The 15,973-nt window shown below is 67.4% G+C and carries 16 protein-coding genes; 9 read left to right on the top strand and 7 right to left on the bottom strand.

Going from position 1 to position 15,973, the window contains the following annotated elements; translation table 11 throughout:
• The first annotated feature begins 52 nt into the window (after nt 1–52).
• A complete protein-coding gene (locus E8M01_RS32095) occupies nt 53–925 on the top strand; it encodes a class I SAM-dependent methyltransferase (protein ID WP_136963881.1) in 873 nt (290 codons plus the stop codon).
• Nucleotides 926–932: 7 nt separating this feature from the next.
• Here E8M01_RS32095 and E8M01_RS32090 read toward each other — a convergent pair whose 3' ends face one another.
• Complete coding sequence (locus E8M01_RS32090; protein WP_136963880.1) at nt 933–1,649, bottom strand: MgtC/SapB family protein; 717 nt, start codon at nt 1,647–1,649, stop codon at nt 933–935.
• Nucleotides 1,650–1,848: 199 nt separating this feature from the next.
• Between E8M01_RS32090 and E8M01_RS32085 the strand changes: the two genes are divergently transcribed.
• The 7 genes from E8M01_RS32085 to E8M01_RS32055 all read left to right on the top strand — a co-directional run bounded on the left by E8M01_RS32085 (nt 1,849) and on the right by E8M01_RS32055 (nt 10,241).
• Nucleotides 1,849–2,604, top strand: a complete 756-nt coding sequence (locus E8M01_RS32085; protein ID WP_281287825.1) for a response regulator — start codon at nt 1,849–1,851, stop codon at nt 2,602–2,604.
• Nucleotides 2,601–3,959 carry an ATP-binding protein gene (locus E8M01_RS32080; RefSeq protein ID WP_136963879.1) on the top strand — a complete coding sequence of 453 codons (1,359 nt, stop codon included), beginning with the start codon at nt 2,601–2,603 and terminating at the stop codon, nt 3,957–3,959. Before E8M01_RS32085 ends, E8M01_RS32080 begins: the two co-directional genes overlap by 4 nt.
• 58 nt (nt 3,960–4,017) lie before the next feature.
• Nucleotides 4,018–5,700 (top strand): efflux RND transporter periplasmic adaptor subunit, encoded by a 1,683-nt coding sequence (locus E8M01_RS32075; protein WP_246088512.1) that lies wholly within the window; start codon nt 4,018–4,020, stop codon nt 5,698–5,700.
• 7 nt (nt 5,701–5,707) lie between these two features.
• The gene (locus E8M01_RS32070) at nt 5,708–8,845 is read left to right on the top strand and encodes an efflux RND transporter permease subunit (RefSeq protein ID WP_136963877.1); all 3,138 of its coding nucleotides are present in this window, start codon (nt 5,708–5,710) and stop codon (nt 8,843–8,845) included.
• Nucleotides 8,846–8,900: 55 nt separating this feature from the next.
• Complete coding sequence (locus tag E8M01_RS32065) at nt 8,901–9,281, top strand: hypothetical protein (RefSeq protein WP_136963876.1); 381 nt, start codon at nt 8,901–8,903, stop codon at nt 9,279–9,281.
• A 20-nt stretch (nt 9,282–9,301) separates the two neighbouring features.
• Nucleotides 9,302–9,697, top strand: coding sequence for a CopM family metallochaperone (copM, locus tag E8M01_RS32060; RefSeq protein WP_136963875.1), 396 nt, complete (start codon nt 9,302–9,304; stop codon nt 9,695–9,697).
• An 82-nt stretch (nt 9,698–9,779) separates the two neighbouring features.
• Complete coding sequence (locus E8M01_RS32055) at nt 9,780–10,241, top strand: DUF2165 family protein (protein WP_136963874.1); 462 nt, start codon at nt 9,780–9,782, stop codon at nt 10,239–10,241.
• Between the two features lie 22 nt (nt 10,242–10,263).
• Here E8M01_RS32055 and E8M01_RS32050 read toward each other — a convergent pair whose 3' ends face one another.
• Nucleotides 10,264–10,878 (bottom strand): helix-turn-helix transcriptional regulator, encoded by a 615-nt coding sequence (locus E8M01_RS32050; RefSeq protein ID WP_215908972.1) that lies wholly within the window; start codon nt 10,876–10,878, stop codon nt 10,264–10,266.
• 218 nt (nt 10,879–11,096) lie between these two features.
• Here E8M01_RS32050 and E8M01_RS32045 point away from each other — a divergent pair, with 218 nt between their 5' ends.
• A complete protein-coding gene (locus E8M01_RS32045; RefSeq protein WP_136963873.1) occupies nt 11,097–11,705 on the top strand; it encodes a superoxide dismutase in 609 nt (202 codons plus the stop codon).
• A 60-nt stretch (nt 11,706–11,765) separates the two neighbouring features.
• Here E8M01_RS32045 and E8M01_RS32040 read toward each other — a convergent pair whose 3' ends face one another.
• Genes E8M01_RS32040 through E8M01_RS32020 form a run of 5 tightly spaced genes read right to left on the bottom strand, consistent with a single transcriptional unit; the run spans nt 11,766 to nt 15,969 of the window.
• The gene (locus E8M01_RS32040; RefSeq protein ID WP_136963872.1) at nt 11,766–12,659 is read right to left on the bottom strand and encodes a polysaccharide deacetylase family protein; all 894 of its coding nucleotides are present in this window, start codon (nt 12,657–12,659) and stop codon (nt 11,766–11,768) included.
• On the bottom strand, nt 12,646–13,467 hold the full coding sequence (locus tag E8M01_RS32035; RefSeq protein ID WP_136963871.1) for an ABC transporter substrate-binding protein: 822 nt from the start codon (nt 13,465–13,467) through the stop codon (nt 12,646–12,648). Before E8M01_RS32035 ends, E8M01_RS32040 begins: the two co-directional genes overlap by 14 nt.
• Before the next feature lie 29 nt (nt 13,468–13,496).
• Nucleotides 13,497–14,264: an amino acid ABC transporter ATP-binding protein gene (locus tag E8M01_RS32030; protein WP_136963870.1), complete on the bottom strand. Its 768-nt coding sequence runs from the start codon at nt 14,262–14,264 to the stop codon at nt 13,497–13,499.
• 2 nt (nt 14,265–14,266) lie between these two features.
• Nucleotides 14,267–15,142, bottom strand: a complete 876-nt coding sequence (locus tag E8M01_RS32025) for an amino acid ABC transporter permease (protein WP_136963869.1) — start codon at nt 15,140–15,142, stop codon at nt 14,267–14,269.
• Nucleotides 15,139–15,969: an ABC transporter substrate-binding protein gene (locus tag E8M01_RS32020; protein WP_136963868.1), complete on the bottom strand. Its 831-nt coding sequence runs from the start codon at nt 15,967–15,969 to the stop codon at nt 15,139–15,141. The genes E8M01_RS32025 and E8M01_RS32020 overlap by 4 nt, the downstream gene beginning before the upstream one ends.
• Between the last annotated feature and the right edge of the window lie 4 nt (nt 15,970–15,973).

Genomic DNA, 15,973 nt, shown 5'->3' with positions numbered 1-15,973 from the left:
ACTGGCATGGTGCGGCTTCAGCCTCTGGAAGGCAAGCTTAGGGATGATGATCATGGCTGTCGCGCCCCCGACCGACAACGAGCAGACCAGGCTTTGGAACGGCCGTGCCGGACAGGCCTGGGTCGAGGCCCAGGAGGTGATCAACCGGATGTTCAGGCCGATCGAAGAGCTGCTGGTCGAAGCGGTCTCAGCCGGGCCGGGCGGCCGGGTGCTGGATGTCGGCTGCGGCACGGGCAGCATCACGCTGGCCGTCGCCAGGCTCGCCGGCGCGAAAGGCGGCTGCGTCGGCATCGACATTTCCGAGCCGATGATCGCTGCCGCCCGCGCCAGCGCCGAACGGGACGGCACGCCGGCGCGCTTCATCATCGCCGACGCGCAGACCCACGCCTTCGAACCCGCAAGCTTCGACATGATCATCTCGCGCTTCGGCGTGATGTTCTTCGACGACCCGGTCCGGGCCTTCGCAAATCTCCGGCGCGCCGCAAGGGCCGACGCCGAGCTCAGCTTCGTCGCCTGGCGAGGTGCCGAGGACAATCCGTTCATGACCACGGCCGAGCGTGCGGCGGCGCCGCTGCTGCCCGACATGCCCGCCCGCCGGCCGGGTGCACCCGGACAATTCGCTTTCGCCGACCAGGGCCGGGTCCGCCAGATCCTGGAAGACAGCGGCTGGGCCGGGATCGAGATCCGGCCGATCGACATGGCCTGCACCTTGCCGGAGACGGAACTGGCCGGCTACCTGACCCGCTTCGGCCCGCTTGGCCAGATCCTTCCCGAGTTGGCCGCCGAGACCCGAGCGGGGGTCGTCGACACGGTCCGCGCCGCCTTCGATCCCTATGTCCATGGCGCCGAGGTCCGCTATACTGCGGCCTGCTGGCTGGTTCGCGCCCGGGCGCCGGCCGTGCCGGACCGAACGGCGCGGGGCTGAGCGGCGATCAGTCCGAGGTGCGGATCGTCCAGGTGGCATGCTGGACGAAGGGCTGCGCTTCGAGCGTCCGGGCGACGGCATCGAGCTCAGCCGATTCGACCGCCGTCGACATCAAGGTGGCGACCACCTCGACGAGGTCGTCGGCGCGCTCGACCGTTTCCACCTCGCGGGCCGGGTAATGCGCCTTGTCGAGGAGCTCGGCGATCAGTTCGCGCGCCTGGTCCTGCCGCTCGGCCGGCACGGTGACGCGCACCTCATAGGTCGCCTCCGTCTGGGTTGCGTCGATCGGCGAGCGGTTGATGGCATTGACCAGGGGACGCAGCAGCGTATTGCCGGCCAGCACCATGGCGGCCAGCAGGACTGCTTCGGCGATCAGGTCGGCGCCGGCGAAGGCGCCGACCGCCGCCGAACACCAGAGCGTCGCGGCGGTGTTAAGCCCGCGGACGTTCATGCCCTCCTTCATGATCACGCCGGCGCCGAGAAAGCCGATGCCGGAGACCACGTAGGCGGTCACCTGAATGGCGCCGCGGGTGTGTTCGAGCCGCATGCCGAGATCGACGAAGGCGGCGGCCCCGACCGCCACCAGCACCGCGGTCCTGAGGCCGGCGGTGCGCTGGCGATATTGCCGCTCGGCGCCGATCGCGGTGCCCAGTGCGAAGGCCGTGACCAGGCTGATCACCGTGTTGATGAATTCAGGAAGATTGAAGGAGACCAGGGCGTTCATGGCGGCATTTCGGGTGCGATCGGATCGGTCGGGCGGACTGGCAGGAGCATGACAGGCCCGGCTCAATGCTCAAGTGTTGTGACAGCTGCGTGTCGGGGGGCGTGCAAACCCTCGCCCACGCCTTCGTGGGGGAGGGTTGCGCGCGCCGCGTCCGCGACTCATCTTCCATTCGCCATTCGCCATTCGGAACCGCCGTACCATGCAAGACGAGCACATGCCCTTTCCGGCCGCCGCGGCAGCCGAGGCCGAACCGCACGTCCTTGTCGTCGACGATGACGGCGAGATCCGTTCGCTGGTCACCAAGTTCCTGCGCGACCACGGTTTTCGCGTCTCGGCGGCGCGCGACGGCCGCGAGATGCGCGACATCCTGGCGACCGCCACGATCAATCTGGTGGTGCTCGACATCATGCTGCCCGGCGCCAACGGGCTGGATCTCGCCCGCGACATCAGGCGGACCTCGTCGCTGCCGATCGTCATGCTGACCGCCAAGGGCGACGAGACCGACCGGATCGTCGGACTGGAGATCGGCGCCGACGACTACATCGCCAAGCCGTTCAGCCCGCGCGAGCTGCTGGCCCGGATCAAGGCGGTGCTCAGGCGGGTCAATATTGCGCCGGTCACCAACGGTGCGCCCGGCCGGCTGTTCCGCTTCGAGGGCTGGACGCTCGATCCGGCGCGGCGCGAGCTGACCGATCCGGCCGGCGTGGTGGTCGACCTGTCGACCGGCGAATATGACCTGCTGCTGTCGTTCATCGAGGGGCCGCAGCGGGTCTTGTCGCGCGACCAGTTGCTCGACCTGGCGCGTAACCGCGTCGCCTCGGGCTTCGACCGCTCGATCGACGTGCAGATCAGCCGGCTGCGCCGCAAGATCGAGCCCACCGCCGACGCGCCGCCGATGATCAAGACCGTCCGGGGCGCCGGCTACATGTTCGTGCCGAAGGTCGAACGGGCATGAAATGGCTGGTCGATACCATTGCCGGGCGCACCATCGTGGTGCTGCTGGTGGCCATGGGCGTGCTGCATCTGGCCAGTCTCTGGGCCTATCAGTCGTCGCTCGAACAGGAAGTGTCGCTGACCAACGAGACCCTGGTCGCCGACCGGCTGGTGGCGGTCGCGCGGGCCGTGGCGCGCACCGCGCCGGCCGAACGCGACGCGACCGCCCACGCCCTGTCGGGCGGGCCCTTGAATGCCCATTGGAACGCCGACCGCCAGGCCATTCCGGTCATCGAGAGCTCGCCGTTCCTGGCCGGCCTGCGCACCCGCATCCTGGAGGCCGCGCCCGATATCGGACCCGACGGGCTGGTCACCGGCGCCCATACCGTCGGCCATGACGACCCGCATCTGGCCCTCGTCTCGATCCGGCTGCCGGACCAGAGCTGGGTCAACGTCAATCTGGTCCAGGTCCGGCCGCATGACCACTTCAGCCTGACCCATGGCACCGTGCTGTCGACGACGCTGATGGCCATCGGCATCGTCATCGTCGGCATTCTCCTGGTGCGCTGGTTCGCCCGGCCGCTGGTGCTGTTCGCCGCCGCCGCGCGCGATCTCTACGCAACCGCCGAACCGAAGCGGGTCGCGGAAACCGGCCCGCGCGAGGTGCGCGATCTCGCCCATGCCTTCAACGAGATGCAGGATCGTATCCACAAGCTGATCGACGACCGCACCCAGACGCTGGCCGCCGTGTCGCATGACCTGAAGACGCCGATCACCCGGCTGCGCTTCCGGATCGAAGACCTGCCGGAAAAGCGGCGGGCGCTGATCTCGGCCGATCTCTCCGAAATGGAGCGCATGCTCGACGGCACGCTGGCTTTCCTCAAGGGCGACCGGGCCGACGAAGAGGTCCGGTCGATCGACCTGACCAGCCTGATCGAGACGGTTGTCGACGACCTGGCCGACCAGGGCGCCAAGGTCAGTTCCGACGGCTCGCGCTCGGTGGTGGTCAGGGGGCGGCGGCTCGCCTTGAAGCGCGCCCTGTCCAACCTGATCGACAATGCGGTGAAATATGGCGGCACGGCGCGGGTCGGACTTGCCGTCACGGATCAGGCCGCGGTGGTGACCATCGACGACGACGGGCCGGGCATTCCGGCCGCGGCGGTCGAGGACGTGTTCCGCCCCTTCGTCCGGCTGGAGCCGTCGCGCAATGTCGAGACCGGCGGCGTCGGGCTTGGATTAACCGTTGCCCGGACCATTCTGCGCGGCCATGGCGGCGACGTGACCATGGCCAATCGCGACGGCGGCGGGCTCAGGGTGACCGTGACCTTGCCGAAGCCGGCTGCAACAATCGGTAACAAAGCCGCAATCGGCACGTAACAGGAGCCACGCAAACGGAGCGGATGATGATCCGCGAACCGGTTCGATGATGCTCCCCATGCGCCTGCCGATAATGAGCCTGCTTCTGTTGCTTGGCCTGATGGTCGCGCCCGTCGCGGCCCATCCGGGCCATGACGAGGCCGCGCCGCCGCCGCCCGGCGCGCTGGCGCCGCGCGCGGATGCGGTTTCGGCGGCCTTCGAGCTGGTCATCGTCCGGCGCGGCGAGACGCTCGAGCTGACGCTCGACGATTTTCGCACCAATGAGCCGATCACCGATGCCGAGATCGCGCTCGAAGGTCCGGGCGGCGCGGTCAACGCGGTGAAGGGCAGGGGCGCGCAGGCCGAAGCCTGGCTGGTGCCGGCCCCCTGGGCCAGGCAGCCCGGCTCGCACGAGCTGCTGTTCACCGTCACCGCGCGCGGCGAGACCGAGATCATGACCGCCACCCTGGTGATCCCGGACGCGAGCCCGGGCGAAACGCCGGCGGCACGCGGCTCCTGGCTGGTGCCGGCGGCCTTCGCCAACGGCCTCCGGGAGCGAATCGGCAGCCGCGACGGCTCGCTCTACGCGATCATCGGCGGAAGTTTCGCCGCCGGCTTCCTGGCGGCGGCCCTGCTGGTCCGCCGGCGCCGATCCACCGCTGCCGTCGTGGTCCTCGGCATCGGCCTCGCGCTGGCATCGGCGGGGGATCCGGCGCGGGCCGATGGCGATGCGCATGCGCATGCGCATGCTGCCGCCCCGGCGATCGAGCGCGACGTGGCGATCCGGCTGCCCGACGGCGCGGTGTTCGTGCCGAAGACGACCCAGCGCATTCTCGGCGTCAGGACCTTGCTGGTCGAACAGGCCGACCATGGCCGGTCGGTCGAACTGCCGGCCAGGGTGATCCCGGATCCGAATTCATCGGGCAATGTCCAGGCAGCGGTCGCCGGCCGGCTGTCGGCGCCGCCGGGTGGGTTTCCGCGCCTCGGCACCCGGGTCCAGGCCGGCGACGTGCTCGGTTTCGTTACCCCGCCCTTGACCTCGGCCGAGGCTTCTGACCAGCGCCAGCGCGCCGCCGAGCTCGATCAGCAGATCACGCTCGCCGAGACGCGGCTCGCCCGCTCGATCCAGATGGGCCCGGCCGCGCCGCGGGTGCAGGCCGATGAACTGCGCATCGAGATCCAGGGCCTCAGGGAGCGCCGGGCGCGGCTCGACCGGTTCAAGCGCGAGCCGGAGACGCTGGTGGCGCCGGTCGGCGGCGTCATCGCCTCGGCCAATGCGGTGGCCGGCCAGATCGCCGATCCGGCGACCCTGATCTTCCTGATCGTCGATCCCGCCAAACTCTGGGTCGAGGCGCTGTCCTTCGACATGTCGGTCGGCGAACGCGGCGCAACCATGCGCACGGCGGAAGGACGCAGCCAGACGCTCAGCTATCGCGGATCGGGTTTTGCCGACCGCAACCAGGCGATACCGGTGCATTTCGCCATTGAAGGCGAACCCCAGGGCCTGAGGCTCGGGCAGCTGGTCACGGTCGCGGCCGAAAGCGGCGACCGGCGCAGCGGCCTCGCCGTGCCACGGGCCGCCGTGCTGCGCGGCCAGAACGGCCAGACCATCGTTTATGTGAAGACCACCGGCGAGCGTTTCGAACCGCGCGAGATCCGGGTCGAGCCGCTCGACGGCGAGCGGGTCATCGTCGTCGCCGGCCTGGCGCCGGACATGCGGGTGGTCACCCGCGGCGCCGAACTCCTGAACCAGGTCCGGTAAGCGGGCCATGTTCACATTCCTCGTTACCCACTCGCTGAAGAACCGGCTCTTCGTCCTGGCCTTTGCCGCGGTGGTGATCCTGTTCGGCGCGCTCAACGTCGCGCGCCTGCCGGTCGACGTGTTCCCCGATCTCAACCGGCCGACCGTCACCATCATGACCGAGGCCGAGGGGCTTGCCCCGCCGGAGGTCGAGCAGCTCGTCTCCTTCCCGATCGAGACCCAGATGAACGGCTTGCCGGGCGTCAGCCGGGTGCGTTCGGTCTCGGGTGTCGGCCTGTCGATCATCTATGTCGAATTCGACTGGAACACCGAGATCTTCCGCAACCGGCAACTGGTCAACGAGCGCCTGACGCTGGTGCGCGATCAATTGCCGCCGACCGCGCGTCCGCAAATGGGGCCGATCAACTCGATCATGGGCCAGGTTCTGCTGGTCGGGCTGACCGCCGAGACGACCTCGCCGATGGAGCTGCGCGAGATCGCCGACTGGGTGATGCGGCCGCGCCTCCTGACCATTCCAGGCGTCGCCCAGGTCATTCCCATGGGCGGCGAGGTCCGCCAGTTCCGCGTCGCGCCGAACCCGGCGGCCATGCGCGCCAGCGGGGTCACGCAGGCGCAGCTCGAGACCGCGCTGGCGCAGTTCGGCGTCAATAGCGGCGGCGGTTTCACCGACCAATATGCCCGCGAATTCCTGATCCGGAACATTGGCCGGACCGCCAGCCTCGACGACCTGCGCCAGGTGGTGATCGCAACCGTCGCCGGCCGGCCGGTCTATGTCCACCAGGTCGCCGAAGTGTCGTTCGGCGCCCGGCAGAAGCGCGGCGATGTCGGTTTCATGGGCCGGCCGGCGGTGACCCTGTCGATCGAGAAGCAGCCGGGTGTCGACACCATCAGGCTGACCCGCGAGATCGAGCTGGCGCTGAAGGAGATGGGCGCCAACCTGCCGCGCGACGTCAAGGCCGACCACATCCTGTTCCGCCAGGCCGATTTCATCGAGACCTCGATCGCCAATCTGAAGAAGGTGCTGGGCGAGGCGATCATCGTGGTGGCGATCATCCTGTTCGCCTTCCTGTTGAACGTTCGCACCACGCTGATCTCGCTGACCGCCATTCCGGTCTCGCTGCTGGCGACCGCGATCGTCTTCCATTTCGCCGGCCTGTCGATCAACACGATGACCTTGGGCGGGCTCGCCATCGCCATTGGCGAACTGGTCGACGACGCGGTTGTCGATGTCGAAAACATCTTCCGGCGGCTGCGCGAGAACCGCGAGCAGGGCAATCCGCGCTCGGTGTTCCAGGTGGTGGTGACGGCTTCCAACGAGGTGCGTTCCGGCATCGTCTACGCCACCGCCATCATCGTGCTGGTCTTCGTGCCGCTGTTCGCCTTGTCCGGCATCGAGGGCCGGCTGTTCGCGCCGCTCGGGGTTGCCTATATCGTCTCGATCCTGGCGAGCCTGGTCGTGTCGATCACCCTGACGCCGGTCATGGCCTATTGGCTGCTGCCCGGCCTGAAGCGGCTCGACCACAAGGAAAGCGGGCTCATCCGCGCGCTGAAGAGCGTCAATCGCCGGGCGCTCGTCTGGTGTTTCGGCCGGCCGCGCCGGCTGCTGGCGATGGTGGTGCTGGCGGTGGCGGTTGCCGGTTTCGCCGCGACGCAATTGCCGCGCTCGTTCCTGCCGCCGTTCAACGAGGGCACTTTCACCATCACCATGCAGTTCAATCCGGGCATCTCGCTGGCCGAGAGCAACCGGGTCGGGCTGGTCGCCGAGCGCCTGCTGATCGACATTCCCGAAGTGAAGACGGTCGGCCGCCGGACCGGCCGGGCCGAGCTCGACGAACATGCCGAGGGCGTCCATGTCTCCGACCTCGAGGTGGCGCTGCATCCCGGCGGCCGGCCGAAGCCGGAGGTCGTCGCCGATATCCGGCAGCGCCTGGCCGTGCTGCCGGTAACCACCAATGTCGGCCAGCCGATCTCGCACCGGCTGGACCACATGCTGTCGGGCGTGCGCGCCCAGATCGCGCTGAAGATCTTCGGCGAGGATCTCGACACGCTGCGTGCCGTCGGCGAGGAGTTCCGCGCCAAGCTCGCCGGCATCCTGGGGCTTGTCGACCTGCAGGTCGAAAAGCAGGTGCGGATTCCGCAGCTCGAGATCGTCGTCGATCATCAGCGCGCCGCGCTCTACGGCGTGCAGCCGGCGGCGATCACCGAGCAGCTGGAGCGCCTGTCCAACGGCCGGGTGGTGTCACGCATCATCGACGGCATCCGCCGCTTCGACGTGGTGGTGAGGCTCTCCGACCAGGTGCGCACCACCCAGGGGCTCGGCGACCTCCTGATCGAGACGCCGGTTGGCTGGGTGCCGGTGCGCCAGCTCGCCACCGTCACCGAAACCGACGGGCCGAACCAGATCCTGCGCGAGAACGGCAAGCGCCGGGTGGTCGTGCTGGCCAATTCCGACGGCGTCGCCGACATGGCGCGGATCATCGCCGATATCCGCAAGGTGGTCGATGCGACCAGGTTGCCGCCGGGCTTTTTCGTCAGTCTCGAAGGCGCTTTCCAGGCCCAGGAGGAGGCCAGCCGGACCATTGGCCTGCTGTCGCTCCTGTCGCTCGGGCTGATCTTCGCCATCCTCTATTCGCGTTATCGCTCGACCGTGCTCGCCCTGATCATCATGGGCTCGATCCCGCTGGCGCTGATCGGCTCGGTCGCGGCGCTGTGGATCGCCGGCCAGCCGCTGTCGGTCGCCTCCATGGTCGGCTTCATCACGCTGACCGGGATTGCCACCCGCAACGGCATCCTGAAGATCAGCCACACGGTCAATCTGGCGCTGCATGAGGGCATGAGCTTCGGCCGCGACCTGGTGATACGCGGCAGCCTGGAACGGCTGACGCCGGTGCTGATGACGGCCTTGTCGGCCGGCGTCGCGCTGGTGCCGCTGATGATCGACCCGCTGGCGCCGGGCAAGGAGATCCTGCACCCGGTCGCGGTGACGATTTTCGGCGGGCTGGTGACGGCAACCCTGCTCGACACCATCGTCACGCCGGTCCTGTTCCTGCTGTTCGGCCGCAAGCCGCTGGAACGGCTGGCAGCCCTTGCCTCCTCATCCGATGAAACCGCGGAGCCAACCGGTGCCAAGGCCGAAACCTTCTGACCCCACGCGTTTTCGACTGCCCCGGATCCACCCGACCCTCGAAGGAGACCATCCGATGAAACGACTTCTGTTCCTCGCGCTCGCCGCGGCCTTGAGCGCCACCCCGGCCTTCGCGCAACATCATCATGGGTCGCAGACGGGGCCGAATGGCGGCACCATCTACGAGATGGCCGATACCTATCATGTCGAGGTGGTTGCCAAGGGCACGGCGCTGGACATCTATCTGAGCGACCATGACGATAAGGCGGTCTCTGCGGCCGGGTTCCAAGGCGTCGCCATCCTGGTGGTCGACGGCAAATCGGTGCGCGTGACCCTGGCGCCGGCCGGCGCCAACCGGCTGACCGGAACCTCGACCGTTGCACTTCCGCAGCGTCCGCGCGGCGCCGTGCAACTGACCCCGCCGGGCCGCCGGATGATCCAGGCCCAGGTTCGCTGATGCCTGAAGGACGGACCATCATGACCAGGATCACGACTGTCGGCGCCCTGGCGCTGGCTTTGGCGATCGGCGCCGCCGGCGCCGGTTTCGCCCAGCAGGGCGGCGGCCACCAGGGTCACCCGGGCCATGGCCAGCCGGCCGCGGCCCCGGCCAGCCCGGCTTCGCCCGCGACCAAGGCCTTCGAAGAGGCCAATGACCGCATGCATCGCGGCATGGCGATCCGCTACAGCGGCAATGCCGACCGCGACTTCGTCGCCGGCATGATCCCGCATCACCAGGGCGCCATCGACATGGCCAAGGTGGCCTTGCAATATGGCCGCGACCCCGAGGTGCGGAAGATCGCCGAAGAGGTGATCAAGGCGCAGGAGGCCGAGATCGCCCAGATGCGCGCCATCCTGCAGCGACTGGGCAACTAGACTGCCCGGAAGGCGATTGCGGGCCAATACGAACTGGCCTATTTAGCAAGTTTATTCTTGCTAAATAGGCCAGGCATCAGACATGACCCTCATTCTCGCTCAGGTGATCGCCGTGTTCGGCTTCGCGCTCTGGTCGACACTCGCCTTCATCAACAATATCAGCGACTTCAAGGGGTTTGCTCATGCGGTCGGGGTGACCATGAGCATGGCGCTGCTGGACCAGCAGCCGGCAATACCGACCCCCTTGCGGCGACGCGCCATCACAAATCCGGCGCTGGCCAAGGCGGCGCTCGGGTTGATCGCGCTCTGGCAATTGGCGACCGCCATCCTGTTCTGGCTGAGCGGGGTCCAGTTCCTGCTGGGCGAGGCCGCCATGGCCAAGGGATCGGCCACGCTGGCGCTCGCCGCGCTCACCGGCCTGTGTTTCGGCTTCCTGCTCGGCGGCATGTGGTTTGCCTATTGGATTCGCCAGGACGCGCTGCAACTGAGCCATATCGGCCTGCTCATCGCCTCGCTCGCGGCCACCGTGCTGATGCAGCTCTAGACCCGCCGGCTTCCGGCTGAGATCAGACGGCCGGCGGCTTCGCGGCCGGGGCAATGGCATAGGCGCATCGGCGCGCGCCGGCGATGATATGTTCCAGCCGCTCGACCCGCACGTCGGGCCCGAGAACCGTCCTGAACAGGTCGATCTCGGCGCGGCAGAAGCCCTGGCAGGTCGCCGCGGCGGCGCAGATCGGGCAGTGGTTCTCGACCAGCAGCAGCGTGCCGTCGGGTTGCTCCTCCCAGGCGGCCATATAACCTTCGGCGGTGCGCATGCGGGCGAGATGGGCGACCCGCTGGCTGAGCCCGGTGACGTCCTTCATGGCGCTGCGATAGGCCTCGCGGGTTTCCAGTTCGCGCGCGGCGATGATGGTGTCGATCGCCTGCTCGCCCAGCGCCTTGCGCATCGTGCGCAGGAGTTGGACGGTCAATTCGGCATGGGTGTCGGGAAATTGCGCGTTCCCGGCCGGGGTCAAGTCCCAGAACTGGGCCGGGCGGCCGACGCCGCGGGCCTCCGATCGCGCCGAAACCAGGCCATCCTCGGCGAGCCGCACCAATTGCTGCCGCACCGCCTCGCCGGTGATCGCCAGACGTGTGCCAAGGGCCGGTGCGGTCTGGGCGCCGTGCATCTTCAACGCCATCAGGATCCGCTGCGCGGGCGAGCGGGCGGACCGGTCGGTGGTGTTCAGCGGGGCAGGCCCGGCGATATCGTGTTCCGACATATGGTGTCCCGACTTATCCCTTGCGGCCAATTTAAAAAGGATTAGCTTGGAAAATAGGCCGCGCCCATCCGGAGCGCAAGCCGAGACGGCCCGGCATCACGTTTGGCGGTGCGGGCGACATTGATAAGGAGCCCATCATGGCTTTTGAACTGCCCTCGCTGCCCTATGCGACCGATGCGCTTGCCGGTGCCGGCATGAGCGCGGAAACGCTCGAGTTTCATCACGGCAAGCACCACCAGGCCTATGTCACCGCGCTCAACGGTTTCGTCGACAAGAACGATGCGCTGAAGGGCAAGTCGCTCGACGAGATCGTTCGGCTGTCCAACGGCAAGGCCGATCTCGCGCCGGTCTTCAACAATGCCGGCCAGCACTGGAACCATATCCTGTTCTGGCAGGCGCTGTCGCCCAAGGGCGGCCGGCTGCCTTCGGCGCTCGAAACCAAGCTGATTGCCGATTTCGGCAGCGTCGAGGCTTTCAAGGAGGCCTTCAAGGCCCAGGCGACCGGCCAGTTCGGCTCCGGCTGGGCCTGGCTGGTGCTCGCCAAGGACGGCCGCCTCAAGGTCACCAAGACCGCCAATGGCTCCAATCCGCTGGCCACCGACGAGGGCAAGGTGCTGCTTGGCCTCGATGTCTGGGAACACAGCTATTACATCGACTTCCGCAATCGGCGGCCGGACTATGTGACGAATTTCCTCGACAAGCTGGCCAATTACGAATTCGCCGAAGCGCAGCTGAAGGCGGCTTGACGCTCGGCCGGCCGCGCATGAACCCTCGCCCGCGTCTTCGCGGGAGAGGGTTCCTGTGCCTCACGCCGCCTTGGCGGCCGCCGCTTCGCAGGCCGCGTAATGCGCCGCGATCTCGGCGCCGGTGGTGATCCAGACGTCCTTGTGCGCCTGGGCATAGGTCAGGAAGTCGCGCAACAGACGCAGCCGCATCGGCCGGCCGCTGACCTGGGGATGCAGCACGGTGGTGACCATGGCGCCCCAGTCCCTGACTTCGTCGAGCTCGTCCTTCCACATCGACAGGACATGTTCCTTGGGGAACACCGAGCGCGGCGAGAAGCGGGCGCTTAAGCCGTGCATCCAGTCGTCATAACTCGAGGTCGGCGGCAGCTCGATCACGCCGGGCGAGCCGTCGGGCAGAACCTGCCGGTAGGGCCGGACATCGTCGCGCCAGGACGACGAATAGAGGATGCCGCGCTGCTTCAGGCTGATCCGCAGCTCGTCGCAGCTTTCGCCGAAGGGCGCGCGATAGCCGACCGGCACCACGCCGAGCCGGCGCTTCAGGGTCTCGAAACCGCGGTCGAGCTCATCCTGGATATAGGGATCGCCCGGATCCGGCAGCAGGTGGTGATAGCCGTGATGGCCGATCTCGTGGCCGGCCTTCAGGATATTTTCGGCCATGGCCGGATGGGCGTCGACCGCCCAGCCGGTGATGAAGAAGGTTGCCTTCAAGCCGAGCTGGTCGAGCAATTCGAGGAGCTTGGGCGTACCGACACGCGCCTCGAAGCCGCCGAACGACATGGTGACCAGACGCTCGGCATGGGCCGGGTCCTTCGAGGTCCAGGCGCTTTCGGCGTCGACGTCGAAGGACAGGAACATCGCCGCGCGATGGCCGGCCGGCCAGGGGAATTCAGGCGCCGGCGGTGCCATATTGGCTGGCCTGGTCGGGATCACGTCCCATTTTTCATTGCCCGGCATTGATCGTCACCCTTTCGATGGCATTGGCGGTCAGCTGCCACTTGTCGAGCAGCCGCCGATAGGTCCCGTCTGCGATAAGTTCGGTCAGCGCGCCGGCGATCGCCTGCTGCAGCTCGGTCGCGTCCTTGCCCGTGGCGATACCCATCAGCTGGGTGGCGATCGGCGTGCCGACGGGGTGATAGGTATTGGGTTCCAGGCCCATGATGTAGGGCAGGGTCTCGTTGCCCTGCATGGCGGCGTCGATGCGGCCCTGGCGCAGCTGCGTGCGGGCATCGGCGGACCCTTCGGTGCCGACGAAATTGATCGCCGGCTTGCCGGCCGCGGCGCAGGTTTCCTCGCTCCAGCGCGCGATCTCGCGCGGATAGGAGGTCCGGCGGCTGGCGCCGACGGTCTTGCCGCACAGCGACAGCATGTCGGGGAATTCGGCGGCCCGCGCGGCGCGGACGAAAAATTGCGGGCCGGAGCGCAGATAATTGACGAAGCTCGCCGTGCCGCGCCGGCTCGGCAGGTCGCTCATGCCCGAGATCACCACGTCGACCCGGCCGGTGCCGACCGCCGAGACCATCTGCTCGAAGCTGGTTTCCTGCCATTGGATCCGCACGCCGAGCTTGGCGGCGATCGCGGTGCCCAGCTCGACATCGAAGCCGGTCAATTCGCTGGTCGCCGGATCCTTCAGGTCGAGCGGCGGATAGTTCGGCACGATGGCCGCGATGATCGTGCCGCGCGCCTTGATGGCGGCGGGCAGTTCGGCGGCCTGGGCCGGGCCGATCAGGCCGAGCAAGCAGGTCAGAAAAGCCAGTTTCTTCATGTCGGAACCCCTCTTCGTTTATCCAACATTCACGCCAGAACCGCCGACAGGAAGGCCCGCGTGCGCTCTTCTTTCGGAGCGTTCAGGACTGCCGCTGCGGTTCCCTGTTCGACAATGGCGCCATGGTCCATGAACACCACCCGGTCGGCGACTTCGCGGGCGAAACCGAGCTCATGGGTGACCACGATCATGGTCATGCCGGTCTTGGCGAGCCCTTGCATGACCGCCAGTACCTCGCCGACCAGTTCCGGATCGAGCGCCGAGGTCGGTTCGTCGAACAGCATCAGCTTCGGCTTCATGGCGAGCGCCCGGGCGATCGCGACGCGCTGCTGCTGGCCGCCCGACAGGTTGGCCGGAAAGGCATCGGCTTTCGCTGCCAGGCCGACCCGGTCGAGCAGGGCGCGCGCCTCGCGGATCGCCTCGGCCTTGTCGCGCTTCAGCACCTGGACCGGGCCCTCGATGATGTTTTCCAGCGCGGTCATATGCGGAAACAGGTTGAAGCGCTGGAACACCATGCCGGTCTTCAGCCGCTGGCGGGCGATTTCAGCCTCCGTCAGCGGATAGAGCTTGTCGTCGACGCGGCGGTAGCCGACCAGGTCGCCGTCGACCCAGATGGCGCCGGCATCGATCTCGACCAGCTGGTTGATGCAGCGCAAGAGCGTGGTCTTGCCCGAGCCGGAGGCGCCGATGATGCACAGCACCTCGCCCTGGTCGACATCGAGCGACACCCCGTTGAGCGCCCGGAACGAGCCGAAATGTTTGGCGACCGAGCGAATGGAGACGAGCGGAGCGGTCATGGTCAGCGCCCCTTCGCCGCGCCGCGCGCGAAATAACGCTCGAGCAGCATTTGCAGCGGCGTCAGCACCGAGACGATGGCCAGGTACCAGATGGCGGCGACGATCAAGAGCTCGATGACGCGCGAATTGGCGTAATAGATGTTCTGGGCGTTGTGCAGCACCTCGGAGAACTGGATGACGCTGGCGAGCGAGGTCAGCTTGATCATGCCGATGAACTCGTTGCCGAGCGGCGGGATGACCACCCGCATGGCCTGCGGAATGATGATCCGCTTCAGCGACAGGAGCCGGGTCATGCCGATCGACTGGGCCGCCTCATACTGGCCGTGGTCGACCGAGATCAGGCCGGCGCGGACGACTTCCGAAGTATAGGCGCCCTGGTTGATGCCGAGCCCGAGCAGGGCCGCGACGAAGGGCGTCATGATGTCGACGGTGCGGGCGCTGAACAGGCCGGGAATGCCCATGGTCGGGAAGATCAGGGCGAGATTGAACCAGAGCAGCAATTGCAGGATGACCGGCGTGCCGCGAAAGAACCAGGCATAACCGAGCGCCACCGAGCGCAGCACCGGATTGGGCGACATGCGCATGATCGCCACGACCACGCCGAGCAGGATGCCGAGCGCCATGGCGAGCACCGACATGGTGATGGTGTTGACCACGCCCGACAGGATCGACGGCACGGTCAGGAAGCGGCCGACATAGACCCATTCGATCTGGCCGCGGGCGAAGGCCAGTCCGATCCAGCCGAGCAGCGCGATGATGCTGGTCGCCGCCAGCCAGCGGCCCCAATGGGTGCGCCGGATGATCTTCAAGCCGGCAATATCGGGAAACGGGTCGCTGGTCGCGGACACGCCGAGGCTTTGCGGTGATGCGAGCGTCATCGGGCTTCCCCATTCATGATCAGGCCGGCAACCGCGTTACCAGGCAGGTTCCATTTGGCCAGGATCTGCTGATAGGTGCCATCCTTGATGAGGGCGACAAGCGCCTCGGCGATGGCGTCGCGAAAGGCCGTATCGGCCTTCCGGAAGGCAATGCCCTGATAGTTGACCGTGAACGACGTGCCGATCGGCTTGAACACGCCAGGGTCGAGCGACATCGCATAGGGCACGGTCTCGCTGCCCTGGACGGCGGCGTCGATGCGGCCCTGCTTCAGCTGGGCGCGGGCGTCCGCGGTGCTTTCGGCCGGCACGACCGTGATGGCAGGCCTTCCCTTGGCCTCGCAGTTTTCCGCGCTCCAGCGGCGGATCTGGTCGGGGAACGAGGTCGAACGGCTGGTGCCGACCCGTTTGCCGCAGACGTCCTCAGGCGTCGCCAGCGGCGAGGCGGCGAGCGTGTAGAACTGGGCGCCGGATTTCAGATAGTCGATGAAATCCATGGTCTCGCGGCGCGCCGGCAGATCGCTCAGGCCGGACAGGATGAGATCGGCGCGGCCGGTCTGCAGTCCGGGAATGAGCTGCTCGAAGGCGCTCTCCGACCATTCGATGCGGACGCCGAGCTTGGCGGCGAGCGCTTCACCGAGATCGATGTCGAGCCCGACCAGCCGGTTGGTGGCGGGGTCGCGATATTCCATTGGCGGATAGATGGCGTTGACCGAAATGCGGATCACGCCGGACTGTTTCACCTGGGCCGGCAATTCGCCGGCCCGGCCGCCGCTCGCGGCGATCAAGAGGCCCGCCGCGGCGACGCCTGCAACAACATGCCTGATCATCTGT

It is taken from the genome of Phreatobacter stygius (genome assembly GCF_005144885.1).
Lineage (GTDB): Bacteria > Pseudomonadota > Alphaproteobacteria > Rhizobiales > Phreatobacteraceae > Phreatobacter > Phreatobacter stygius.
The sequence above is the reverse complement of the archived record's forward strand: the minus strand, read 5'-3'. Positions and strand labels throughout refer to the sequence as shown.